This is a genomic window from Flexilinea flocculi (assembly GCF_001192795.1).
Taxonomy (GTDB): domain Bacteria; phylum Chloroflexota; class Anaerolineae; order Anaerolineales; family Anaerolineaceae; genus Flexilinea; species Flexilinea flocculi.
Genome location: NZ_DF968180.1, coordinates 249,455 through 272,547 on the forward strand (window position 1 = coordinate 249,455; position 23,093 = coordinate 272,547).

General features: G+C 43.6%; 21 protein-coding genes and 1 pseudogene. 11 read left to right on the top strand and 11 right to left on the bottom strand.

The window, feature by feature from the left end:
• Positions 1 to 11: 11 nt before the first annotated feature.
• Entirely contained in the window at positions 12 to 1,280 is a 1,269-nt protein-coding gene (locus ATC1_RS03160) for a uroporphyrinogen decarboxylase family protein (RefSeq protein ID WP_062278316.1), read from the top strand.
• Between the two features lie 87 nt (positions 1,281 to 1,367).
• Here ATC1_RS03160 and ATC1_RS03165 read toward each other — a convergent pair whose 3' ends face one another.
• The 5 genes from ATC1_RS03165 to ATC1_RS03185 all read right to left on the bottom strand — a co-directional run bounded on the left by ATC1_RS03165 (position 1,368) and on the right by ATC1_RS03185 (position 7,744).
• Positions 1,368 to 2,465 carry a uroporphyrinogen decarboxylase family protein gene (locus ATC1_RS03165; RefSeq protein WP_082174636.1) on the bottom strand — a complete coding sequence of 366 codons (1,098 nt, stop codon included), beginning with the start codon at positions 2,463 to 2,465 and terminating at the stop codon, positions 1,368 to 1,370.
• 141 nt (positions 2,466 to 2,606) lie between these two features.
• A complete protein-coding gene (locus ATC1_RS03170) occupies positions 2,607 to 3,776 on the bottom strand; it encodes a uroporphyrinogen decarboxylase family protein (RefSeq protein ID WP_062278320.1) in 1,170 nt (389 codons plus the stop codon).
• 36 nt (positions 3,777 to 3,812) lie between these two features.
• The gene (locus ATC1_RS03175; RefSeq protein WP_062278322.1) at positions 3,813 to 4,931 is read right to left on the bottom strand and encodes an ABC transporter permease; all 1,119 of its coding nucleotides are present in this window, start codon (positions 4,929 to 4,931) and stop codon (positions 3,813 to 3,815) included.
• Complete coding sequence (locus ATC1_RS03180) at positions 4,928 to 6,535, bottom strand: sugar ABC transporter ATP-binding protein (RefSeq protein WP_082174637.1); 1,608 nt, start codon at positions 6,533 to 6,535, stop codon at positions 4,928 to 4,930. The genes ATC1_RS03175 and ATC1_RS03180 overlap by 4 nt, the downstream gene beginning before the upstream one ends.
• A gap of 213 nt (positions 6,536 to 6,748) precedes the next feature.
• Positions 6,749 to 7,744 carry an arabinose ABC transporter substrate-binding protein gene (locus ATC1_RS03185; protein WP_062278324.1) on the bottom strand — a complete coding sequence of 332 codons (996 nt, stop codon included), beginning with the start codon at positions 7,742 to 7,744 and terminating at the stop codon, positions 6,749 to 6,751.
• A gap of 548 nt (positions 7,745 to 8,292) precedes the next feature.
• Here ATC1_RS03185 and ATC1_RS03190 point away from each other — a divergent pair.
• The 8 genes from ATC1_RS03190 (at position 8,293) to ATC1_RS03225 (ending at position 16,455) form a co-directional block, all read left to right on the top strand.
• Positions 8,293 to 9,336 carry a BMP family ABC transporter substrate-binding protein gene (locus ATC1_RS03190; RefSeq protein ID WP_062278325.1) on the top strand — a complete coding sequence of 348 codons (1,044 nt, stop codon included), beginning with the start codon at positions 8,293 to 8,295 and terminating at the stop codon, positions 9,334 to 9,336.
• 183 nt (positions 9,337 to 9,519) lie between these two features.
• Positions 9,520 to 11,043 carry an ABC transporter ATP-binding protein gene (locus tag ATC1_RS03195; protein ID WP_062278327.1) on the top strand — a complete coding sequence of 508 codons (1,524 nt, stop codon included), beginning with the start codon at positions 9,520 to 9,522 and terminating at the stop codon, positions 11,041 to 11,043.
• A complete protein-coding gene (locus ATC1_RS03200) occupies positions 11,040 to 12,173 on the top strand; it encodes an ABC transporter permease (protein ID WP_062278329.1) in 1,134 nt (377 codons plus the stop codon). Before ATC1_RS03195 ends, ATC1_RS03200 begins: the two co-directional genes overlap by 4 nt.
• On the top strand, positions 12,170 to 13,078 hold the full coding sequence (locus ATC1_RS03205) for an ABC transporter permease (protein ID WP_062278330.1): 909 nt from the start codon (positions 12,170 to 12,172) through the stop codon (positions 13,076 to 13,078). Before ATC1_RS03200 ends, ATC1_RS03205 begins: the two co-directional genes overlap by 4 nt.
• 149 nt (positions 13,079 to 13,227) lie before the next feature.
• On the top strand, positions 13,228 to 14,049 hold the full coding sequence (locus tag ATC1_RS03210; protein WP_062278332.1) for a purine-nucleoside phosphorylase: 822 nt from the start codon (positions 13,228 to 13,230) through the stop codon (positions 14,047 to 14,049).
• Between the two features lie 9 nt (positions 14,050 to 14,058).
• On the top strand, positions 14,059 to 15,147 hold the full coding sequence (locus tag ATC1_RS03215) for an amidohydrolase (protein ID WP_062278333.1): 1,089 nt from the start codon (positions 14,059 to 14,061) through the stop codon (positions 15,145 to 15,147).
• On the top strand, positions 15,144 to 15,356 hold the full coding sequence (locus ATC1_RS03220) for a hypothetical protein (protein ID WP_062278335.1): 213 nt from the start codon (positions 15,144 to 15,146) through the stop codon (positions 15,354 to 15,356). Before ATC1_RS03215 ends, ATC1_RS03220 begins: the two co-directional genes overlap by 4 nt.
• Positions 15,357 to 15,390: 34 nt before the next feature.
• The gene (locus ATC1_RS03225) at positions 15,391 to 16,455 is read left to right on the top strand and encodes a s-methyl-5-thioribose-1-phosphate isomerase (protein WP_062278336.1); all 1,065 of its coding nucleotides are present in this window, start codon (positions 15,391 to 15,393) and stop codon (positions 16,453 to 16,455) included.
• A gap of 209 nt (positions 16,456 to 16,664) precedes the next feature.
• Here ATC1_RS03225 and ATC1_RS03230 read toward each other — a convergent pair whose 3' ends face one another.
• The 6 genes from ATC1_RS03230 to ATC1_RS03255 are packed head-to-tail and all read right to left on the bottom strand — an operon-like array spanning position 16,665 to position 21,645.
• Positions 16,665 to 17,315 carry a hypothetical protein gene (locus ATC1_RS03230; protein WP_062278338.1) on the bottom strand — a complete coding sequence of 217 codons (651 nt, stop codon included), beginning with the start codon at positions 17,313 to 17,315 and terminating at the stop codon, positions 16,665 to 16,667.
• A gap of 14 nt (positions 17,316 to 17,329) precedes the next feature.
• Positions 17,330 to 17,908 (bottom strand): hypothetical protein, encoded by a 579-nt coding sequence (locus tag ATC1_RS03235; RefSeq protein WP_062278340.1) that lies wholly within the window; start codon positions 17,906 to 17,908, stop codon positions 17,330 to 17,332.
• A 5-nt stretch (positions 17,909 to 17,913) separates the two neighbouring features.
• A complete protein-coding gene (locus ATC1_RS03240) occupies positions 17,914 to 18,978 on the bottom strand; it encodes a hypothetical protein (protein ID WP_152024210.1) in 1,065 nt (354 codons plus the stop codon).
• Between the two features lie 14 nt (positions 18,979 to 18,992).
• Complete coding sequence (locus ATC1_RS03245) at positions 18,993 to 19,517, bottom strand: hypothetical protein (RefSeq protein ID WP_062278344.1); 525 nt, start codon at positions 19,515 to 19,517, stop codon at positions 18,993 to 18,995.
• 14 nt (positions 19,518 to 19,531) lie between these two features.
• On the bottom strand, positions 19,532 to 20,272 hold the full coding sequence (locus ATC1_RS03250) for a hypothetical protein (RefSeq protein WP_062278345.1): 741 nt from the start codon (positions 20,270 to 20,272) through the stop codon (positions 19,532 to 19,534).
• A 2-nt stretch (positions 20,273 to 20,274) separates the two neighbouring features.
• On the bottom strand, positions 20,275 to 21,645 hold the full coding sequence (locus ATC1_RS03255) for an Ltp family lipoprotein (RefSeq protein ID WP_062278347.1): 1,371 nt from the start codon (positions 21,643 to 21,645) through the stop codon (positions 20,275 to 20,277).
• Positions 21,646 to 22,281: 636 nt separating this feature from the next.
• On the opposite strand from ATC1_RS03255, the gene ATC1_RS03260 reads away from it, so the two are divergent.
• A complete protein-coding gene (locus ATC1_RS03260; RefSeq protein ID WP_062278348.1) occupies positions 22,282 to 22,539 on the top strand; it encodes a helix-turn-helix domain-containing protein in 258 nt (85 codons plus the stop codon).
• Positions 22,470 to 22,833 (top strand): annotated as a pseudogene (locus ATC1_RS03265) (IS1634 family transposase); the annotation flags it as partial. The gene ATC1_RS03260 and the pseudogene ATC1_RS03265, both read left to right, overlap by 70 nt.
• Positions 22,834 to 23,093: the final 260 nt, after the last annotated feature.

Below are 23,093 nucleotides of genomic sequence, written 5' to 3' on the forward strand. Positions count from 1 at the left end.
TGAGGCAAACAATGAACTCGAGGGAAAGAATCTCCATAGCATTGAGACATCAGGAAGCTGACCGGATTCCGCTTGATTTGGGCGGATGCGGGCAGACAGGCATGCAGGTATCAACCGTTTATGCATTGCGACAGGCATTAAAACTCGATCCTCCCGGTACACCGGTAAAAGTGATTGAACCTTTCCAGATGCTGGGCGAAATTAAGCCAGATCTGCAGGAATTGTTGGGAGTTGACTGTATCAGCGTCGGCGGATCGACCAATTTTTTTGGTTTTCGAAACGAAGGCTGGAAACCATGGACCACTTTTGACGGTACACCTGTGCTGGTTCCGGAATTGTTTAACACAGAACCCGATCAGACGGAAAAGATTTATCAATATCCGCAGGGAGATCGATCTGCGCCACCTTGTGCCGTAATGCCCAAAGGCGGTTATTATTTTGATTCTGTTGTCCGACAAAATCCATTGGTTGAAGAACTACTGGATCCGGCAGATAACACGGAAGAATTTCAGCTGATACCTGAAGATGAACTGGCTTACCTCAAAAAAGCTGCTGAAGATGCTTACAAAAATACCGACAAAGCACTGGTGCTGGGGTTGGGGGGAATGGCATTCGGTGATATCGCACTGGTTCCCGGTCCGACACTGAAACATCCCAAAGGGATCCGTGATATGGAAGAATGGTACATCAGCACGGTTACCCGAAAAGAATATGTATATGCCGTTTTTGAACGTCAGTGTGAAATTGCGCTGGAAAATCTGCCGAAAATATTTGCAGCAGTTGGAAATCTGCCGTCCGTTGCATGGGTCAGCGGAACTGATTTTGGAGCACAAAACAATTGCTTTATCTCTCCAAAAGCTTTTCGTTCCATGTACAAACCTTTCATGATTGAAATTAATCATTGGATTCACACCCATACCACCTGGAAAACATTTATCCATACCTGCGGATCAATCATGCCATTGATACCTGACATTATTGAAGCCGGATTTGATATCCTCAACCCCGTCCAGATTTCTGCGGTAAATATGGATCCTCAGGAATTGAAAAACCGTTTTGGTGATCAAATTACTTTTTGGGGCGGTGGAATCGACACACAGCGGGTACTGCCTTTTGGAACGGCAGAAGAAGTGAGGCAGCAGGTTCAAAGAAATATCGAGATCTTTGGTAAAGGCGGCGGATATGTGTTTAATCCGATTCATAATGTCCAATCAAAGGTACCGGTTGAAAACCTGCTGGCGATGTATGAAACCGTAAAAAAATTTGGGAGATATCTTTAACAGATAACTTGTCGGATTTGGCATAAATGAAAACGTAGTTGTATTCCTATTGAAAGAAATTGAAATACAGCTACGTTTATTGATAATTCAGCTTCCTTGGAGATCTGAATAGCGAGTCTGTTGAATTGTGTTGACAAGCGCCCAAAAATTTTCGAGAGGAGTATCCAACTGGACATGGTGGGTCGGTCCAATGATTAATCCCCCTCCTTTCCCGAGCGTCTGCAGGCGCTGCAGTACTTCGTCGCGGACTTCCTCCGGCGAACCGAATGGCAATGTATACTGTTCATCGATGGATCCCCAAAAACAGAGGTGATCTCCAAACTCTTTCTTCAGTTTTTCCGGATCAATACTTTTCGGTTGAACAGGATTTAAAACATCTACACCGATTTCGATTAATTCCGGAATGATCGGAACAATATTTCCATCCGAATGATATGCCACTTTCACCTGTGGGTTGATGACTTTTAATTCGGAAATGAAATTCGCCATGCGGTCCTTGAAAAAACGTCTCCACATGCGGGGTGAAATCATCATGCTGTGCTGTGTCCCCATATCGTCACCAGTCCAGATCATGTCGACACCCATGCGAGTTAGTTGCTTCGCCGCTGTTAAGTGATATTGATAGGGTATATCCAAAATCAGATCTGCCAAATCCGGATTCTGTACAAAATCCGAAAGCAGTCTTTCCAGTCCGCGCAGCGCCCAGGCTGTCTCGAAAATCGTTGTCACGGTGACACCTACGATGTAATAATCCGTTTGGAAAGACTTCAGCAATTCTGATGCCCCTGCATACAATTCAGGCCGATTTGGATCCGGCGGCTGATAGGTGAAAATCGCATCATCTTCTGCAAGCGGGTGCCCGACAATTTCCGTATAAACCCCGGAACCAAATGGTGTGTGATACTTTGTGCCATGCCATCCGACACCCCATTCGTCTACATAGTTTTCTGCGCCCTGATAATAAGAATTTGCCCATCCGACCGAGGTCAGCAGCAAATCTTCTCCGATCATTCGTTCCAGTTTGTAAGTATTTCCTCCGCCATGCGGATTATGTATTTTCCCGTCTTCAAGGTCCAGCTCTTTTTCCAGACGTTCAGCAAATTCCGGCGTAAAGGAAATCTGCATCGGGCAGCGGTCGGGTATTTCATGATGTAGCGCTGTAAGCACTCGGTCGCGTGGTTTCATATTTTTTAATTGATTCAAAATTTGAAAAATCTTTTTGAGTTACAGGAGAAAATTTGTTGTTGTATTGTTTTTGTGCTTCGCACAAAAACAATACAACAACAAATAATTTCTCTCATTATTCGAATCGCAAGATCAATGCGATTAAAGTTCCATGTCTGCACGGAGCTTCAGCAAATGGTTTTTCCGTAACTCCATTCGTCTTGACCGAATCCTGTCAATATCGATCGGAAATTGCCCATGTTGATGCACTGTCTGATACATGATTGTTGCATTCTCAACCGGAATTGCATCATGGACCTCACTCGATGAACCGATCAGAATTGCAGCATCCGGGCCTATTTTTTCAATCAGCTCGAGTGTCTCATCCTCCACATCGCCCGGTGTCCCATGCGGCAGCGTATGCATACAGCAGACATTACCAAAAAGCAGCGTGTGCGGATAATCCCGATGGATTTCGAAAATATCATTACAATCATTCCGTTCAATCGGATTCAGTCCATCCGCGCCCAGCTCATTCAGAATGAGCGGAAGAAATTTGCCATATCTGCCATCTGTATGAAAAAGAAATTTCATCCCCTTTTCGCGGATCGGATCCAGAATCCATCGCCAGCGCGGAAGCCCTTCCTCTCTGACAAACTGAGGATTGAATATCGGTCCGTTTTTACTGGCGATGTCTTCTCCCATAAATAAAAGCGGTACTTGCGTTACTTCCGAAAAGGCACGGGCAATGTAGGCAGAAAAAAGACCGGTGCAGTCCATTATGTGCGAAACCAGTTCCGGAGCATCATAAATCGCCAGCGAAAACAATTCCATATCCATATAGGTATATGCGTCTGTTATCGGACCTTCCACACAACCGATATAGGCTACATCAAACTGCGCATAAACCTCCTGGACAAAACGAACATGGGGTTGAAACCAGTCACGGACTTCTTCATAAACCGGTTTTTTCGGCATATTTTTTTCAAGCTCAGAGAGCGTCTGAAAGGGACGTTTTGAAATCCAGGCAGTATTTCCGCCCTGTGTGACCGCCCAATCATCCGGGTTGACACCAAAAAAACGAATCCAGTTTGTGATTTTTCCGCCCATCCAATGATTAACCGGATCGTGGATGGAGCGAGTCACATCCACGCCGATATGATGCCAGGCTTTCGCGTTTAATTCAACCAGTTCCTCAAAGGAATATGACTTCGAATCATCGTAACCGCCAAATGTCCGCAGAATTGCAGTGCTATCCAGATAATCATAGGTCAGGATCCGATCAACTGGTTCCCATTGAATTACTTTGCGGAATCGTTCCAGGTTATCCATGGGCGTACTCCCTTGAAGAATATCTCGTCTGACTGTTTATTTGCGTGCTTTTTCAGCCTGTGACTGTCGGAATTGACTGATTGCCACGGCTGCAATCAATAGCAAACCCAAAGCAACTTTCTGAGCAAAGGTATTGAATCCAAGCAGATTCATCCCGTTATTGAGTGTTCCGACCATGATTACCGCTAAAAAGGTGCCAAAAATTGTTCCTTTACCACCACTGGTGGATGCGCCTCCCAGATAAACAGCAGTAATTGCCTGCAGTTCCAGGTTCTGTCCGTTAATGGGATTGCCTGAAGTGGTACGCGCAGCCAGTAAAACACCCGCCAAACCTGCAATTGAACCGGAAATCATGAACATCCCGATTTTTACTCGGGATACATTGATACCGGCCAGTCTTGCTGCTGTCGCATTGCCGCCTATGGCATAAATCGCACGACCAAAATCCGTATAGCGCATGACAATATGCATGATAATTGTCACAAAAACTAAAATTACGGTCAGGACAGGAATTCCGGTCCACTTGGAACCGTTTAATGCAGGAATTGACATATTCTGAAGCAGACGTCCCTGAGCCAGCCAGGTGAAACCGGGTTGTGTAACCACACCGATCGGTTTCCCATCCGGCGCCAGCAGAAAAGCAATTCCTGCAAAAGCTGCCAGGGCGCCGAGTGTTGCAATGGTTGCATTGACATGCAGTTTCGTAACCACCAGACCATTCAACAATCCGGCGATCATGCCGGCCAGCATTCCGGCGAGGATGGCAACCAGTGTATTGCCAGTCGGGAAAATGTGCAGTGAGCCCACTGTGCCGATACCGACAAGTACCGATGCGGCGACTACTGATCCGCAGGACGCAACAGAACCGACGGAAATATCCAATCCTCCCGCCACAATGACAACCGTTTCACCGACAGCTAATAGTCCAACAATTACAACTGCCTGAGCCAGACTGTTCATCAGATTCTGCCAGGTAAAGAATTTCGATCCTCCCGAAAGTCCAAACCATGTACTGACAACACTGATCAGAAAGACCAGAACAATCCAGGCAAGAAATAATGTTAAATTATCCGTACCAATAAAATTAATAACGCGATTTAGAAAACCTTTTTTCTCTAAAGAATTTTTATCATATGTTTGTACATGGGTAATCATAGGGGAGATTCCTCCTGTGGAGTCGTTGAAGGATTTGTATTTTTTTCATCAGACATCTGATCTGCCATTGCCAATTCCAGAATGGATTCTTCAGTCGCTTCCTTTCCGATTAGTTCACCGGTGATTTTACCGTTTTGCATCACATAAATACGGTCAGAAAGACCAAGGATTTCGGGAAGCTCAGAGCTGATAAACATGATTCCCAGCCCTTGATTTGCGAGGTCATCAATCAAATGGTAAATTTCTGCTTTTGCTCCGACATCAATTCCGCGGGTTGGTTCATCTAATATCAGCAATTTCGGCTTTGCCGCCAGCCAGCGGGCGAGGACAACTTTCTGCTGGTTTCCACCGGAAAGTTTTCCGACTTCCTGCTTGAGAGAAGGGGTACGAACATTCAATTTTTCTATAAAATCCATTGCAATAGATCGTTCTTTTTTACGGTTGACAAAATGCATCCGAGTGAGCTGTTTGATGATCGCCATTGAGGCATTCTCCAGAACACTTCGCATTAAAATCAGTCCTTCGCGCTTGCGATCTTCCGGTGCCAGACCGATCCCTTTAGAAATTGCGTCATTCGCATTACGGATCGATACTTCTTTTCCTTCAATCAGGACTCTCCCGCTGTTTTTCTTCAGATCACCGAAAATGACCTTTGCTAATTCCGTTCGGCCTGCTCCAACGAGGCCGGCAAAACCGACAACTTCTCCTGCCTGAATGTGAAAATTGATATTCTGGTGCCAGTTGCTGTACAGATTTTCAACGCGCAAAACTTCCTGCGCACCCATTGCCGGATTGCGTTTAAAAACATCTGAAAGATCGCGTCCCACCATCAAATGAACGATATCGCGGTCTGTCAGTTCTTCTGCCGGTCGAACAGCGACTAATTCTCCATCGCGAAGAATAGCTACCCGGTCACACAGGCGTAAGATCTCCTTAATGCGATGGGAAACGTAAATAATTGCAATACCATCATCGCGAAATTTGCGAACGAGGGTAAACAGTCGATCTACTTCTTCATCGGAAAGGGAAGATGTGGGTTCGTCGAGCGCTAAAACTTTTACGCCAGTTTTTAATATCCGCATAATTTCAACAATCTGGCGCTGAGCGGCTGAAAGCTGGTCTCCCATCAGATGAATCGGCAAAACATTCGAGAAACCATATTCAGCCAGACTTTTTTCAACTTGTTCATTTAATTTTTTTCGATCGAGGAATCCAAATCTTTTTGGTAATTCGCCTACCCAGATATTCTCCGCTACATCCACACCCGGGATGATTTCCGGCTCTTGATAGATAACGCGAACACCGGCTTTGTGTGCTTCCAGCGGATTTGCGAATGAAAGCTGCTGTCCATCCATTGAAATCGTGCCGGAATCCGGTTGATAGTCTCCATTCAGGATTTTCAGCAAGGTGGATTTTCCAGCGCCATTTTCTCCGACAAAAGCCAGCACTTCTCCTGGACGGATGTCTAAAGAAACGTTCTTTAATGCAATAACGTTCGGAAATGCTTTACAGATATTGCGAATTTCAAGGGTTCCGGGTGGTTTTTGATTTTCTGAGAGCTTGGCTGATACTTGATTTAGGTCTGAGTTTGTCACATAAGTCATAACACTTGTCCTGTAAGCGATTCGAAATATAAGAAGAATTTTATGTTATTGTATTGATATTGCGCTCAGCGCAAATTAACACATGGTCATTTTCTCTCTTTTTTTCCAAAAGGCTTTTCCAAATTACAAATAACTGTTGTCTACTGCGGATTAGTCCGTAAACAAATTTTCAGGCGGACAGCTTACGCTATCCGCCTGAATATAATCATTAAATTATTTCGAGCAGTTGCCCACGGAAATGGCATCCATTAAATCTTTATAATTTGTTGGATCTACAATGGAGGTTGGAGCAAAGGATTTTTCCGGCGGAACAACGCCATTGACGACTGCATCATGCAGTACCTGTGCTGCAGTATTGCCGACATCCAATCCGGAGATGAACAGACTGGCTTTCCAGCCGCTCGGTTGTCCGGCAGCCCATGGTTTACAGGCTTCATAAGCGCCCAATCCGACACCGATTATGTCGTCCGGTTTTGCGCCGGCAGTTGCCAAAGCGTTCAATGTACCCAGAACACCTTCATCATTGCAGCCGAAGACTACCCAGTTCGTAATCTCGGGATGAGCGGTAATGATCGGTCCTGCTGCATCTTGTGAGGAGAGCGTTTCACCAGTGTAGGGAACTGAGAAAATCTGATCGTCGGTAACGCCAACCAATTTAATTTGTTCCTTCTCATTGTCTGTTCGGTCATTACATACGGATAGTGTTTGAACTTCAACGGATAAAACACCCACTTTCTTGGCTGAATCATTCAGCCAGCCAGCTTCTGTCAACAGCTTACCAGCGGCTTCACCGACTTTCTTGCCCATGTCCTTGCCGTCGAATCCGACGAAAGGAACCGGTGCGCCGGCTTCATCCACGATACTATCATCGGTGGCAATCAGAACGACACCCGCATCTTTTGCGGCTTTGGCAATTGCCGGTCCAATAGTCTGATCCGGGACTGTAATTGCAATTCCTTTTGCTCCGGCTGAAATGGCATCATCGATCAGGGATACACCGAGCGCAGGATCCAATTTCGCATCGAACTTCTTTGCAGTTCCACCTAACTCCTCGGTTTTTGCTACAAAAGCGTTCTGCAAATCGATAAAGTACTGCTGATCAGCACTTTTGTTGATGACAACGTATAACGGCGCATCAGCGGCAATTACAGTTGCTGACAATGTGAGGAATACGATGGTCACCATAAAAACAGCAAATAATTTTTTCATCTTTTTTACTCCTTGTTAATGACAAAAAAGTTATCTTTCTGTGTTTTGAATTCTAAATGAATCCAAACAGAAAGCTGAAACCGTTTAAAAAACTTTTCTGAGACATAAAGAATCCTGGAAATTAATATTTTTCGCGTGCGGAAAATACTGTTATTTTCAATCAATGAAATTTAAATTGTATGAATTTAATTATAGTTGATCGAATTGATTCCTGTCAATCAGCGATTTATAAAAGCAGCGATTCGAAATATGAAAAAAAAGAATTGTTATAGCGGAATTTTCTTTCTCTATTCAAAAAGATGGCCCATAGTTCGAATTGCAGTTTTTCCCTTGATTATGGAAATTTGAATCGCAGACCCATATCAACAACTAATTGGGGTTTTTCCAGTTTCTTAGTATAATTTGATTTGTTGCTTCACAAAGGCGATCAAATTAAGTAGACCAATATTGTTATTTATAGTACAGCGCTTCTTTAGGAATTTTGCGAAATGTGGAATATCTTCAACTGATTCCATATCAATTATTGAAATCTTCGAAGGAGAATAAATATGAAGAAATCGTTTGTATTGCTATTGTGCGTATTGGTATGCACAATGTTATTGACCAGCATTGCCTCTGCTGCGGATGACGTTAAAAAAGTCGCCATCATTCTGGATCCAGTCGGCGTCAATCCATTCCTGACCCAGGTTGTGGACAAATTTGCTGAAGTTAAAGCAGCCGGAACCTACCCGATGGATTATTCTGTCATCGAATGTGCGGATGACACTGCATGGGCAGAAAACATTCGCGCCTCTGTCGAAGAAGGTTATGATCTGATTCTCGTCGTTGGCTGGCAAGGTGCGGATCCTTTGAATGAAGTTGCGACACAATTCCCGGACAAAGCACAATACGTTATCATCGATACAGTCTGCGATAACCCGAACGTCAAATCCTACATTTTCAAGCCACAGGAAGCAGCCTATTTGATCGGTATCGTTGCCGCCATGGTCAGCGCGGATGCCGGCAAACCGGAAGGTCCTTTCGGCGGTGTACATGCGAATCCCGGACAGGGCTCCTTTGAATGGCGTTATGGTTACATGGAAGGAATCAAATCGATTAATCCGAAAGTAACCAACGATGATTTCATTTTTAACTATACTAAATCCTATACCGATGCCCCGACTGCCAAAGAACTGGCGTTGCAGCAAGCTGCCCAGGGTTGTGTCTTTATCAATGCCGCTTCTGCAGTAGCTGATTTCGGTACCTTTGAAGCAGCGCTTGAAAAAGGCTTCTACACATCCGGACAGGATTTTGATCGCACATCCCCCGACAATCCGAACATCATCACCACCCAGGTGAAATACACCGGAATTGTTGCGGGTATGATTATTGATGAATTCTTTGCAACCGGTATTCAGCCTGGTGTCGTTTCCCTCGGGCTGAAAGAGGGTGTGGTTGGCGCGACCTATATCACCGATGACGGTGTCAATCCTCGCAACACTGCAGTTCTGACCGATGCCATTGTTGCAAAAGCACGTGAAGCAGCAGATGCCATCATTTCCGGAAAACTGGTCATTGAAGTTCCGCTCGAAGAAGAGTACATGAAACAATAAGAGGTTCTTATAACAGGGGATGACCGGAAACAGTTGTCCCCTGTTTCAAATATGAAAATAATTACCGCTGTTTACGAGAAAAAGAAATCTGGAAAAAGGATGCTCTTTTTCGCAGACAGCGATAATTTCATATTTCGATCCTTCTTTACTATCCAAGAAATAACAACCGGAGCCTAATACTACATGCGAAATCAATCCAATGATGTCATTCTACGCATGGAAAATATCGTCAAATGTTATGGCAGTCTCATAGCCAATGACAACGTCAGTTTGCATCTGAACCGGGGTGAAATTCTTGCCGTCATCGGAGAAAATGGCGCGGGCAAAACCACACTGATGAAAGTTCTCTATGGGCTGGAACATCCGGACAAAGGCGATATTTACCTCAATGAGAAAAAAATTCAAATTCACAACGCCGCACAAGCTATCGCTAATGGAATCGGCATGGTTCAGCAGCACTTTATGCTGTTTGATCCCTTTACCGTGACCGAAAATATTGTGTATGGCAAAGAGCCAAAAAAAGGATTGTTTTTTGATCTAAAAAAAGCGAATCAGACTATTTCAGAGCTCTCTCGTAAATTTGACTTGCCGTTAAATCCGACCACAAAAATTCAAGGCATGCCGGTCGGATTGCGGCAGCGAGTAGAAATCCTAAAAGTGCTTTATCAAAATGCAGATATTATCGTTTTTGATGAACCGACAGCCGTCTTAACACCGCAAGAAGTACATGAACTGTTAAATACCATGAAACGACTGGCGGAAGCGGGCAAGAGCATCATTATCGTCACACACAAACTGAATGAAGTCATGGAGGTTGCTGATCGCGCCATGGTGATGCGCCTGGGAAAACACGTCGCATATCGGAATATTGCGGATACCAGTATCGAAGAACTCTCCTTTCTGATGGTCGGACGCCATCTGGTTGAGACAGAAATTCCCGAAATTTCCCCTGGTAAAGACATTTTACGCATCACCGACTTGTGCCTGACCAGAGATGGGGCTGTCCCGATCCTGGATCACATTTCCATTCACGTAAACGCCGGCGAAATTGTCGGCATTGCCGGTGTTTCCGGTAACGGACAGTCCGATCTGGTACAATGCATTTTTGGCCTCCAAAAAGCGGACAGCGGGCAGATTCTGGTTAATGGTAAAAATGTATTCAACTGTCCGGTCAAAGAAGTACGCCATTCTGGAATGGCGATGATCCCCGAAGACCGCTTTATTTGGGGATCGGCAGCACAGGCAAGCATAGCTGAAACTGCGATCATGGGACATTATGAGAAACCGTCGTTTTCAAAAAAAGGATTCCTCAATATCCGGACGATTCGGGAATTCGCCGGTAAACTCGTTAAAGAATTCAGTGTCAAAGCGGACAGCATTGCACAGAAAACCAGTTCGCTTTCCGGAGGAAATGCACAGAAACTGATCGTCGCCAGAGAGATTCGTCAAAATACGCCGATCCTGATAGCCTGTGAACCAACGCGCGGCATCGACATCGGCGCAATCCAGTTTGTCCACGACTGCCTGGTTGAAAAACGATCCGAAGGTGCGGCTGTGTTGCTGGTTTCCAGCGAATTATCTGAAATCCTGAAACTTTCCGACCGTATCTATGTGATCTATGAAGGAAAGATTAACGGCGAATTTAAACGCGGCAATGTGAGCGAAGAAGAGCTTGGATTGCTGATGGTGGGGAGCAAAAAATTATGAACTCCGGCACACTTAGAAAAATATCTCATTTCCTGGCTCCGATCAGTCAACCTTTCATTGCTATATTTCTGGCGTTGGTTGTCGGGGCGATTGCAATTATTGTCACGGGAGAGTCTCCGTTCAATATCTATAAGATTATGGTCAAAGGCGCATTTGGCAGTGAATATTATCTGTTGACAACACTGACGCGCGCCACGCCGATTATTATCACCGGTCTCGGTGCGGCCATCTGCTGGAGCTCGAACTACATGGGTATCGGAGGCGAAGGGCAGATGATTATGGGCGGTTTTCTGTGCGCGGTAATCGGATTCCACTTCCCTGGTCCGCAGTGGCTCAAATTGACCTGCGCCATCATTTTTTCACTGATCGGCAGCGGTCTGTACTCCCTGTTCTCAGCCTGGCTGCTGGACAAATTCAAGATGTCCCTCGCCATCTCCACGCTGATGCTGAATTATGCCGGAGCCTATATTGCAATGCACTTTGTACAGAATGTTTTCCTGGATACGACAGGCGACGCAAAACTGGTTCAGACACAGATGATTGATGAAAGTATTCGTTTGCCTCGAATCGTGGAAGGGCAGAAGCTGCATTGGGGCTTTGGCATTGCCGTTTTGCTTGTTATTCTCGTCTGGTTCATGATGAACCGGACCGTATTCGGTTATGAATCCAGAATGAGTGGATTCAACATTCATTTCTGCGATTACGGCGGAATCAACAGCAAAAAAATCATGTACGGAATGCTGACACTCAGTGGAGTCATCTGTGGCCTGGCTGGAGTCATCGAAGTGCTGGGAGTCAATTATCGTTACACACATAACACCTATGTCTCAGCAAGCTACGCATGGATCGGGCTGAATGCAGCGCTCATCTCTGGATACAATCCGATTGGCATCTTCTTCACGAGCATCATCCTGGCCGGCATCTCGACTGGCGGCGCCGCGATTGCCCGCGCCACTTCGGTACCGCTGGAAATCTCGACCATCATCCAGGGCTGCATCACTCTGTTCATTTCAGCCCGCATTGCCATTCAGTTCCGGCGCCGAAGCAGAAAGCTTGCCTCCCCCGCAAAAGATGGGGGTTCATCCGGTGATATATTGATCCCTGAAACCAAAGGAGAGATCCTTCGATGAACATCAACGCAAATTACCTCGCAGTCGTTTTCAACTCGACTATCCGAATGATGACTCCGATTCTTTTTGTCGGACTGGGATCCGCACTCTGCAATCGGGTCTTCATCTTCAACATCGGACTGGAAGGCACCATGCTGACAGGCGCTTTTGCTGCCATTGTGGCTAATTATTACACTGGCAGTATCTTTATCTCCCTCTTAGCTGCGATGATTTCTGCAATGATCGTCTCCTGGATCGCCGGTATTTTCATGGTGAAGTTCAAAGGAGCGATGCTGGTGGTCGGCGTCTCCATCAATATGCTGATCTCCGGATTGACGACGTTTCTGATGCAGATCATCTTTGGGGTCAAAGGAGCCTACGTCAGTACTGACCTCGTCCCGCTGCATAAAATTGACGTCAGCATGCTCAAGCAATGGCCGATTCTGCAGACCATGTTCGGTTCACTGACGTATCTGGACTTTTTCGCATTTATTCTGGCGATTATTCTGTACTTTTTCCTTTTCAGAACTGTCACCGGATTCCGCATGCGCTCTGTTGGCATCAACAAAGTTGCCGCCCAAAGTCTTGGCATCAACGCCGATCGGCTGCAAATCGGAACAGTTGCCTTCTCTGGACTGCTTTCCGGTATCGGCGGCTGCTTGCTGACCATGGGCGGCGTGACCATGTTTGCACAGAATATCACCGCTGGCCGCGGATATATTGCCATGGCAGCAGCGACGTTAGGTGCAGCGCATCCGTTGGGTGTGGTCGCTGGCAGCGCCTTTTTCGGATTTGCACAGTCCATGGCGAACATGCTGCAGAACTCATCGATCAGCAGCCAATTAACCATGGCGCTGCCATACCTGGCGACCATTCTTGCCCTTGCCATTTACAATTTTGCACAAATCCGTCGTCATGCCCTATGACTTGAATTAATGAGAGAATTCTTCGTTGTTATGTTGGCTTTATACATCGCACAAACCCGACATAACAATGAATTTTCTCTATTGTTTTAAATCACTACAATATTCTGAATTGCGGTTTGACACAGCAATTCGCTGAAACGGAGATTCACATGGAACACGACTTTGCATACTATCAAAAGAGCGCTGATTACGTCAAAAGCAAAATTGACTTTCAGCCGGAACTTGCCATTATTTTGGGTACCGCACTGGGTGGACTGGCTGACGAGATTGAAAATCCGGTCATCATCCCTTACGCCGAGATCCCGAACTTTCTGGTGTCGACGGCGCCTTCGCATGCAGGAAAACTGATTCTGGGCAGACTGGCCGGTAAAAACGTAATCTGCATGTCAGGCAGATTTCACTACTATGAGGGATATTCGTTTGAACAGCTTTCCGTACCGGTTCGTCTCTTTAAAAATCTCGGTGTCCAGCATTTGATCCTGACGAATGCAGCCGGCGCAGTCAACAAATCGTATCACCCGGGTGATATCATGATCATTACGGATCATATCAACCTGATGGGCGCTTCCCCGATGCGCGGGAAGAATCTGCCCGAATTTGGAAATCGTTTTTTTGACGTCAGCAGTATGTACGATCCTGCGCTGCGCAAAATCGCCTGGGATTGCGCAACAGGCAGCGGACTGACCATCCATGAAGGCGTTTACTATTATTTCAGCGGTCCACAGTTCGAAACACCAGCCGAAATCCGCGCTGTGCGTGTGTTGGGTGCGGATGCCGTCGGCATGTCTACTGTCACTGAATCCTTAACCGCCGCACACTGCGGAATTCCGGTGCTGGCATTTTCAGTCCTGACCAACATGGCAGCCGGCGTGCTGGATAAACCGGTCGGTGGTGATGAGGTGGAAGAAACTGCTCAGAAAGTGGCTGTTCTCTTCCGTGCTTATATCAAAAGAATCGTTCAAAGCATCTAAGGAGACCATTTGAAACGCTTACTGCAACATGCTGATATTCTGTGCGGCGGCAATGACTGGACGCCTCTGAAAAATGCGTATCTGGCTATTGAAAATGACCGCATTCTTTCCATCGGGCTCGAACGTCCGCAAGGTGAATTCGATCAGATCATGGATATGAGCGGCTGTCTGCTGCTGCCGGGTTTGTATAACATGCACACCCATACACCCATGTCACTGCTGAGAGGACTGGGCAGCGGACTTCCGCTGGACAAATGGCTGTTTGAAAAAATGCTGCCGATTGAAAGCCGTATGACCAAAGCGGATGCCAGCGTGGGGGCGCGCATCGCTATGATGGAAATGCTTGCTTCCGGTGTCGTCAGTTTCTCGGACATGTATCACCACCCTTCCAACTATGCCGATGACGTTCTGTCATCCGGTATGAAAGCGAATCTCGGATATCCGATTATGGCTGTACCCGGGGAGGATCAAAGTGTACATGAAGCCAAAGTACAGGAATCCTTTGATTTCTTTGACCGTTACAATAACGCCGGATCCGGACGATTGCTCGCCAATTTTGCTATCCATGCCGAGTACACTTCAACCGTGGATAGCGTTAAGGAGTTCAGCCAGATCTGCAAGGATCATCATACGCAGATGCAAATTCACCTGTCCGAGACGATCAAAGAACATGAGGAATGCAAACAGCGCCACGGGAAGACGCCGGCGCGCTTCTTCTATGATCTGGGCGTTTTTGACAATCCCACCATCGCCGCACATTGTGTGGTGGTGGAAGCCGAAGATATGGACCTGTTGAAAGAAAAAGATGTCACTGTCGTGCACAATCCTTCCAGCAATATGAAACTCGGTAGCGGATTTATGCCGATGAAAGCCATGCTGGAACGCGGTATCCGTGTCACACTGGGTACCGATGGCGACGCCAGCAACAACAATCAGAACCTGTTAGAGGAAATGCATCTGGCAGCGCTGATTCACTGTGGTTATACAAAAGATCCGACATTACTGCGCACCAGCGACCTCCTGTCCATGGCTACCTGCAACGGCGCAGCCGGACAAGGCCGTCCGGACTGCGGCAGTCTGGCAGCCGGTATGAAATGAAAGCGGATCTGATCGCCATCAACCTGGACGCGCCGCATCTGATGCCCGATCACGATTCTGCCTCCCTGCTGGTCTATGCAGCGCAAGCCTCCGACGTTGTGATGACGATGGTGGACGGCTGCGTGTTGTATGATCATGGTGAGTTCCTGACCATCGACCGGGAACGCGTGCGCTATGACCTGCAGCAAACGCTGGGCAGTCTTTTTTAACTTGAAATCAAACCGCATTTAAAGGGGAAAAAACATGGAAAGAGCCGATCAGGATCTGGCTTTCATGCTGCGTTATGAGAATGTGGCGTGGTATGAAAACGGACAAGTCCGCATTTTAGACCGCCGGATTTATCCGACCAGAGTGGAATTTGTCGTTTGTAAGAATCATATAGAAGTGACCAAAGCCATCACTGACATGGTCACGCAAAGCGCCGGACCATATACCGCGGCAGCCATGGGGATGGCGCTGGCAGCGTATGAATGCCGGGACAAAAACGAAGCAGAACAGAAGCGCTACCTGCTGCAGGCTGCGGAAACCATCGCGCATGCCCGTCCGACCACGGTGGATCGCATGAATGCGATTGTCAAAGGCTGTTACCGTGCTGCAGAAACAGCGCTGGCTGCCGGAGAAAACGTCAGCGACGCCATCGTACGCTACACGATTGAAACCAATAACGCGCGCTATAACAAAATCGGGATCATCGCAAAATATCTCGTTGACATGTTCCCGCACAATGGGAAAATCCTGACGCAGTGCTTTGGTGAGACGATCGTCGGACAGATGCTGAAAGAAGCCCGCAAACGCGGCAATGAACTGCGTATCTTCTGCGCGGAAACACGCCCGTATTTCCAGGGCGCCCGGCTGACTGCCAGTGTGGCGAAAGATATGGGATTCGATGTGACAGTCATCACCGACAATATGCCGGCCTTTGTGATGCAGAATGAGAAAATCGATGTGTTCACTTCCGCTGCGGACGTGATTTGCCAGGATGGCTATATCACCAACAAAATCGGGACGTTCCAGATTGCAATCGTCGCCAAATATATGGGCATCCCCTATTTTGTGACCGGATCACCGGACTATGGTCATCCCGATGTCAGCACGGTCAAGATCGAGATGCGCGACCCGGAATTCGTGCTGCAGGCAATGGGAGTACGCACGGCGATGGCTGGCGTCAAAGGGTATTACCCGTCCTTTGATATTACACCGCCCAGTTTGATCAGCGGTGTCGTGACCGATTGTGGCATTTTCTCGCCATATGATCTGAAGCGCTATTATCAGAGCGGCAACAGCGGAGAATTCGAAATCGTTGTCTGAGTTAATGGTTGGAAGTTATCCTTTAAAGTATAAGACAGGCTGGTTGCCCGGAAAAGCAACCAGCCTGTTGTTTTTTTACTGGAGAAGGTGGTGAATTGTATATTTTCGGATGAAAGGAAAGAATGGCCAAATGATGATGTTCCAAGTGTCACACGTTCGTGTCGCTATTTGCTCATTTTTTTCATTTTCATAAAGTTGAAAATGAATGGTTATTGAATCACATATTTGGTAATTTCACCAGTTTCTGCGTTCTTTATACTAGTAAAACGAAAAACTTTGTCACAAGGGTCCAGTTCAATTGGTTCGTAAATGGCAGAGCCATAATCATAGGATGTTCCAAGTTTAGCTCGTGGAGCGATATGGATTTCCCAGTTTACTAAAATCGGATTGACTCGGTAAACAAGAAGAATATCCTCTATACGAAGAGGTGGCAGATACGACCACTCATTATGATCTGGAGAATACCAAACATAGGTTTCATAGTCTCCAAAATCGTATGGTTCCATAATTTCTGGTATATACGTTAAAGTACGATCTCGAACATAACCTGCCAATTGAAAACTTTTCGGATCCAATCCTTTATAAATTGTAGGTGTAAGGTTTCGAATCTGCAGACGTATCTGTAATAAACGTTCGCCTTTTTCAGCTTTTGCATGAATTTCAGTAAGATTAAAGATTTTATACAGATCGCGGGAAATCATACTAACGGTAGATGGTTCAAATGGAAATGAAATTTCAAAAGAACTACCGCACAAATAATTCTCACCTGGTTTTACGGTGACGGAATCATTTTCTGCGAATACGGGAATCGCTATCAGATTCAGTGCCAATAACACAAGAATCATGCTTTTTAATTTCATAAGACCTCGATTAATTATTGTTTCAGTGCTTTTGGCAATAAAAATTTTACATTTTCAGAAGATGTTTCACCCGTGAATGTCGAAGGCGAAAAAGTGATAATCCAGTTTTCTGCTTCCGGGAATATTTCGAATACTAAAACAGTGGAAAGCATTTTCCCAGGTTCGATACTAGAAAAGAATGGCGGAAGATTAAACCCAGATGATGCTTTGGCACTCATAATATAATCTAAATGATAGGTACCATATGCATGATTTAAGTAAGTTTCTTGAGCAGTAAATGAATTGGGCGCAAGCCATTTTTTAGTTTGATCACTGGTGTTGGAAATTCCAATACGCACAATTAGATATTTCAAATCTAAATCTGCAATGATCGAATTGCTTGATTTTGTTACGACAGGTTGCCCCATAATCTGTATTTGATAATCACCACACTCCAGAATTGATCCGACATTTAAAATCTCCGGAAAATTGGAAATGACCTCGTTCGAAGAAATATTACTTCTATTTGGAGAACCTTGTACTGAGATGATTCCCTGATAAAGCAACAGAACCATACTGGCAGACCAAAATGCAAGAAATGATTTAATTTTCATATTCTTTAATCCTCTCGCTGTCCGGTGCCATATACAACAAAATTACCAATCGAACAGGTAACTGTTAATCCGCCTTTGGATAAAATTGGGCCATAACTCCAGGATACTTTATCCGGAATTGTAATGCCCTCCTTGGTTGTTAGTATCTTATCTTCAAATGATTTAACGAGGATGCCATTGATATATATGTCAACGTTTCCGCTTAATCGAATGATTTCGACACGATAAACCTTTACTGATGAGTCACTATGGATTGTTGGATCTGTTTGCATGGATTCCCAATCAGAATAAAATTGGTTATCTATATCCACTGCAGGAAATAAATTATTTCCAATTGATTTGAATTCCAAATCAGAAACTTCACTTTTGCCAAATTCAACTCGTTTAATAGGGCCTTTAGTTTGACTTACTCCTTTGCCAGTTTTAGAGAGTCTCACTATTTTTTCTACTTCATCAAAGCGATACATCAGTTCTAAATTGTGTCTTTCATGTCCTATGAGATAAAAATCACGAAAGGAATCCCTGGGTCCAATTTTGTAATCATTTATTGCTTTATAAATGCCGTCTTGAGGATCTATAAATACTCCATAACTCGTATCATATCCTATTAACATAGAATCAGAATAATAAAAGAAACAACTACCTGTATTTTCTGGATAATTATCGCTGACAAACAAATCCGCATACAAGTAAAAATCTCTCAAATATCCTGCTCCTTGTCCCAATTCCGAGCCATGAATGATTTTTCTTTTAGCAGGTTGATCTGAATATATCATTTGCTTGAATGTCTTCCCATCTTTACAACGACCCAACAGCGCCCAGTTGTCTGTATCCATTGTTTCATAAGGAAAATAAGATAGCCCCAATGGATCAAAATACCATATTTCTGCCGGGAAACGATAGTATTTATTAGTCATTTTTTGTGAGAATTGATCTTTAATTTTTAATACAGGGAATTGCTCTGTCATTGTAAGCTCTTTTTTTATATTGTCTTCATTTGCAAGGGCTGAAGTCATAGGAAAAAAATTAATCAAAAAGAGAATTATAAAAACCATAATGTTTCTATTCATGTTATACCTGTCTTCTATTTGACTACCAATGGAATTTCAACTTCGCAATATGGTGAATCATTGCCTCGCTCTGTTGGAAGAAATAAAAGCGTCCATCCTTTTTTCGCTGTTGGGACTACATCAAAAACAAGATTGATCGTAGAAAGGGATGTAAAAAACAATGGATCGGATAATGTGTTCCAACCGTTTTTGAGATTCGTCAACATCGTTACGGCATAATCTAATGGATAGAATTCTTCTTTTCCGTTCTCATCAATATTTTTTATTGAAAAACTTTTTTTATCAAGTCCAGTCCATTTTCTATCGGCAAGGAACAGAATTTCTGTTTTGAAATACAAATAGTTTTCTACAGCGGTTCGGCCGCTGGTGGATTTTCCAATAGTCGGTTTTTCCATCAATTCGATGAAAATATCATTATTACATCCAAAAACATTGTCGTTTGGCTCATCCAACAAAATTGGATCTACATTCGCAAGGCATGGAATAACAGAAACTAGCAGAGCAACTAATAGTATTACTAAAATGATTTTTCCCTTCATAATGTGCCTGCCTTTTATTTGATTCGCATTGTGAAATCGTCATAATCACAACGGATTCGGTTCCCACCTTCAGACAATTCAGAACCAGATTCAAAGGAAACAGTTTCCTTAATTTTGTCTTCATAGCTGAAAAGAAACTCACCATTTCCATAAACATACACGGTCCCGCTTAACCGGAAAAAATCAAATTTGTTCTTTTTTTCTGGATTCAAATTGGACAAATCCGCGATTTTCTCATAAGTGATTTCACTATCAACAGGTGTAAAAAAATAAGCATTTTCACCAGGGTATAGAATTACACCGCTTTCGCGACCTTTGCCCATTAAAACGACATTACTGTATCGTATCCAGCATTTCCCACCAGTTTTGGCAGGTATATTTTCCTTTTGCTGAACAGAATACGTGACATGGAATTCATCTTTTCTGACTTGTTCAAAAGTTAAACGTTTGTTACTTGTCTTAATACTTATTTCAGAGGGAAGCATAGACATTAGCACATCAGTTCCCTTCCCATCATAAATATAGTATTGATGAATTGTATCCGTATTGATCATTTCATTAACATAACCCTGTTCTTCTGAAAAATTCTGTCCAAAAGCGTCGCGGATAAATATTTCCCTATCAGCAATATTTAATAAGTTTTTGGGGCCGATGGGTTCTGTTGTTTTATCCTCTACGACATAAAAAGAAGCTGAGACTGCAAAAAGAATTGTGATAAAAACGAAAAGCACAATGAGAATCCGGTTCTTTTTCATAATTATTTAACTACCTTTCGAACAATTAAATTGTCAAAGGAACAGCTTGTTGTCTCTCCATTCGCAAAAACAGTTGTACCATACACAAGTTGGAAAGGACCGTTTTTTCCATCATGGTATTGACTGACAAATACATCATCAACAAAGAAAAAAGTTTGCCCAGTTAGACGTACAATTGTCATTTTTTTCTGATTTCTTTGAGTAGAAAACGTATCTAATTGCATTTGTATTCCAGCATCAGCAGTTTTCTCTTTGACATCAAGAATAACAGCCGAATCACTAAGCAATAATCCAATGGTTGAAACAGATTCTTCTGTCCCGTTAATACTGATGGGTTCATTAACATATCCGATGAAGCAACCGCCTTGATTGCCGGGGAAAACATCATTAACTTGAATATCCATTGAGAGATAGAAGTTTTGCAGGTTCCCAGCATTAAGTTTTGTCACAGCTCTGTAATCATGCACAGAATCAGAATTAGTAAACATCACTATGTTGCGATATCCATCCTGATTGCTTGTTTGAATTGCAGTAGCAGATCCAACATCAGAATAAGTGGCGACCATCGGATTCGAGAAAAAATCCTCCATAACTTTTATGGGAAAAAGGTTGTCGAGATTCTTAATCAACACCTTAATCATAGAATCATTCACAACAATAGAATTTTCAAGATTGTTTCGATTTTGTAAAACAATCTCGTAATTTTCCGCTCCATAAACAGCTTCTTCGTGTGTGAAACCTTCAAATTCCAATTGTCGGATCAAATCATCCCGAGAAAAGCTCATGGATTCGATATAGGATTTAGCTTTTTTTGCTGCTTGTTCATTCCAATCAACATTGACAATTTCCACAGCAGCAACAGCATTTTCATGGGGGAAACCTTCATATTCTAATTGTTTAATCAAGCCATCTCTCGAAAAAGCGATGTTTTTAAGATACGACTCAGCTTTTTTTTGTGCTTGCAAATTGGTATCAGAATAAATCTGATTAACGCCAAACAAAGCTTCTTCATTTGAAAAACCGTCATATTCTAATTGGTCAATTAAACCATCTTTTGAGAAAGCCATAATTTCGAGATAGGAGTTCGCTTTTTTTACAGCTTGTTCAAACCAATCAGCGTTACAATTGTCAACGCCATAGACCGCTGCAGAATGTGAAAAGCCTTCATATTCGAGTTGTTTTATTAAACCGTCCCGAGAAAAGCTCATTATACTTAAATAACTTTTTGCTTTGGACGTCGCCTGAGAATTTTCATTCGACAATGCGAACTTATTTACAAAGGACATAGTTGAGTTGGCTGCGATAGCATTTGCACTAAATCCGAAGAGATGAATTGCAACCATAGTTAAAATAAAGAGAATTTTCTTTGTCATATTAATTCCCCAAATAGAAATCGACGTAAACCAAATAATTTGTTTTATAAATAATTATTATTATTGTTCTAAAATAATATTATAAATCAAAAAAATTTTCCTTTTAGGCCTTTAATGAACTGATCGGTAATAATTCATCATAATATGCAATATATTTGCACAAACAAGATGGAGCGATAGTATTATCTCGCAACCCATCCCGAAAATATTTTTGATCATCATATGTATCTGTAAATTTCTTTTTGAAATTTTTCAAGTTCCAAATACTTTTTGGTCAAAAAACTCATATTGTCAAGCTCGCATCGAGTTCTCTATGGTTCGATTCTGTCCAAATCGATGAACACAAAATCATCCTGAGGGACTGTCCTATTGCGAAGTGAGATGCTAATTTCCAATTACAACTTTCGAATCAACGTGAACAAATATTTTTACAAGACGAATCATCTTTGAGTAACTGTTCAGCGAGTTCGCGTTGAAGAACTAACGATCTTTTCATCCAAAAAGGATTTGCACGAAGTACGTCATTGAAGAATACAAAAGATATGGGTATTGAACCTTTCGAATTCATTGAAACGCCGTCTTTACCAAAATTGGTAACTGAGTTAATGTCCGATGAATTAATCAAGGAATTGACAAATGAAGAATGAACTTTTTGAAGGATTATGCGAAAGTTTGAATCAGGCGATAGCCATTGAAAAAGGAACTGCCAAACCATCGCGTAAATTCACCTATGAACCGATTGACATCCGAAAAATCCGGGAAAAGCATGACTTGTCACAGAAACAGTTTGCCAATAAACTCGGAATCAGTCCGAGTACGCTGCGCAATTGGGAACAAGGAAGCGTCTACCGGAACACGAAAAGCAATATGCGAAGTACTTTGATTTCAGAATAACTCCGAAGCATGGAGCAAAGGTGGTGATCAAGGAATAAGCCGGTGAACAGAACGCTCGTTTCATCGGAGCAGAGCCTTAATGGGAAACTGTTTGTACAGATCATCGCATTGATGTTTTTGTCATACATAAAAATGCAGATGCAAATAACTGAACTGATGAAGGATTATACGATTGGCTCGCTATTGGATAAACTCGATGTTCCTGAATGCTTCGAAGAACCTGATCGAAGTCTGAGGGTTGGTGAGGAATTGGAGAAGCAAAAGGATATCTGCACAAAACTTGATATCCAGTAACTTTCTCGTTATGAGTTGGCGTGAATCCAGGTTATAGCGTAACCGAACGTAGGTTTGAACCGGCACTTTGTGATCCCTTTTTGTAATATATATCGCGTAGTAATGTGAATCTTGCCATTTCAATCGATCAGTATTGTATCGATTGCTATCAAGAATATATCATTGAAACGTTCCCTCAAGTGGGAATGTTTATCTGGTATGACCCGAGTAATCCTCGTTGAATTTTATAAGTTATATCTGATATAATCATTGATTAGAAG

Bases quoted from the DNA above. Each gene is read 5' to 3' on its own strand.
- ATC1_RS03160 (WP_062278316.1), top strand. From the start codon at position 12: ATGAACTCGAGGGAAAGAATCTCCATAGCATTGAGACATCAGGAAGCT.
- ATC1_RS03165 (WP_082174636.1), bottom strand. From the start codon at position 2,465: ATGAAACCACGCGACCGAGTGCTTACAGCGCTACATCATGAAATACCC.
- ATC1_RS03170 (WP_062278320.1), bottom strand. From the start codon at position 3,776: ATGGATAACCTGGAACGATTCCGCAAAGTAATTCAATGGGAACCAGTT.
- ATC1_RS03175 (WP_062278322.1), bottom strand. From the start codon at position 4,931: ATGATTACCCATGTACAAACATATGATAAAAATTCTTTAGAGAAAAAA.
- ATC1_RS03180 (WP_082174637.1), bottom strand. From the start codon at position 6,535: ATGACTTATGTGACAAACTCAGACCTAAATCAAGTATCAGCCAAGCTC.
- ATC1_RS03185 (WP_062278324.1), bottom strand. From the start codon at position 7,744: ATGAAAAAATTATTTGCTGTTTTTATGGTGACCATCGTATTCCTCACA.
- ATC1_RS03190 (WP_062278325.1), top strand. From the start codon at position 8,293: ATGAAGAAATCGTTTGTATTGCTATTGTGCGTATTGGTATGCACAATG.
- ATC1_RS03195 (WP_062278327.1), top strand. From the start codon at position 9,520: ATGCGAAATCAATCCAATGATGTCATTCTACGCATGGAAAATATCGTC.
- ATC1_RS03200 (WP_062278329.1), top strand. From the start codon at position 11,040: ATGAACTCCGGCACACTTAGAAAAATATCTCATTTCCTGGCTCCGATC.
- ATC1_RS03205 (WP_062278330.1), top strand. From the start codon at position 12,170: ATGAACATCAACGCAAATTACCTCGCAGTCGTTTTCAACTCGACTATC.
- ATC1_RS03210 (WP_062278332.1), top strand. From the start codon at position 13,228: ATGGAACACGACTTTGCATACTATCAAAAGAGCGCTGATTACGTCAAA.
- ATC1_RS03220 (WP_062278335.1), top strand. From the start codon at position 15,144: ATGAAAGCGGATCTGATCGCCATCAACCTGGACGCGCCGCATCTGATG.
- ATC1_RS03225 (WP_062278336.1), top strand. From the start codon at position 15,391: ATGGAAAGAGCCGATCAGGATCTGGCTTTCATGCTGCGTTATGAGAAT.
- ATC1_RS03230 (WP_062278338.1), bottom strand. From the start codon at position 17,315: ATGAAATTAAAAAGCATGATTCTTGTGTTATTGGCACTGAATCTGATA.
- ATC1_RS03235 (WP_062278340.1), bottom strand. From the start codon at position 17,908: ATGAAAATTAAATCATTTCTTGCATTTTGGTCTGCCAGTATGGTTCTG.
- ATC1_RS03240 (WP_152024210.1), bottom strand. From the start codon at position 18,978: ATGAATAGAAACATTATGGTTTTTATAATTCTCTTTTTGATTAATTTT.
- ATC1_RS03245 (WP_062278344.1), bottom strand. From the start codon at position 19,517: ATGAAGGGAAAAATCATTTTAGTAATACTATTAGTTGCTCTGCTAGTT.
- ATC1_RS03250 (WP_062278345.1), bottom strand. From the start codon at position 20,272: ATGAAAAAGAACCGGATTCTCATTGTGCTTTTCGTTTTTATCACAATT.
- ATC1_RS03255 (WP_062278347.1), bottom strand. From the start codon at position 21,645: ATGACAAAGAAAATTCTCTTTATTTTAACTATGGTTGCAATTCATCTC.
- ATC1_RS03260 (WP_062278348.1), top strand. From the start codon at position 22,282: ATGAAGAATGAACTTTTTGAAGGATTATGCGAAAGTTTGAATCAGGCG.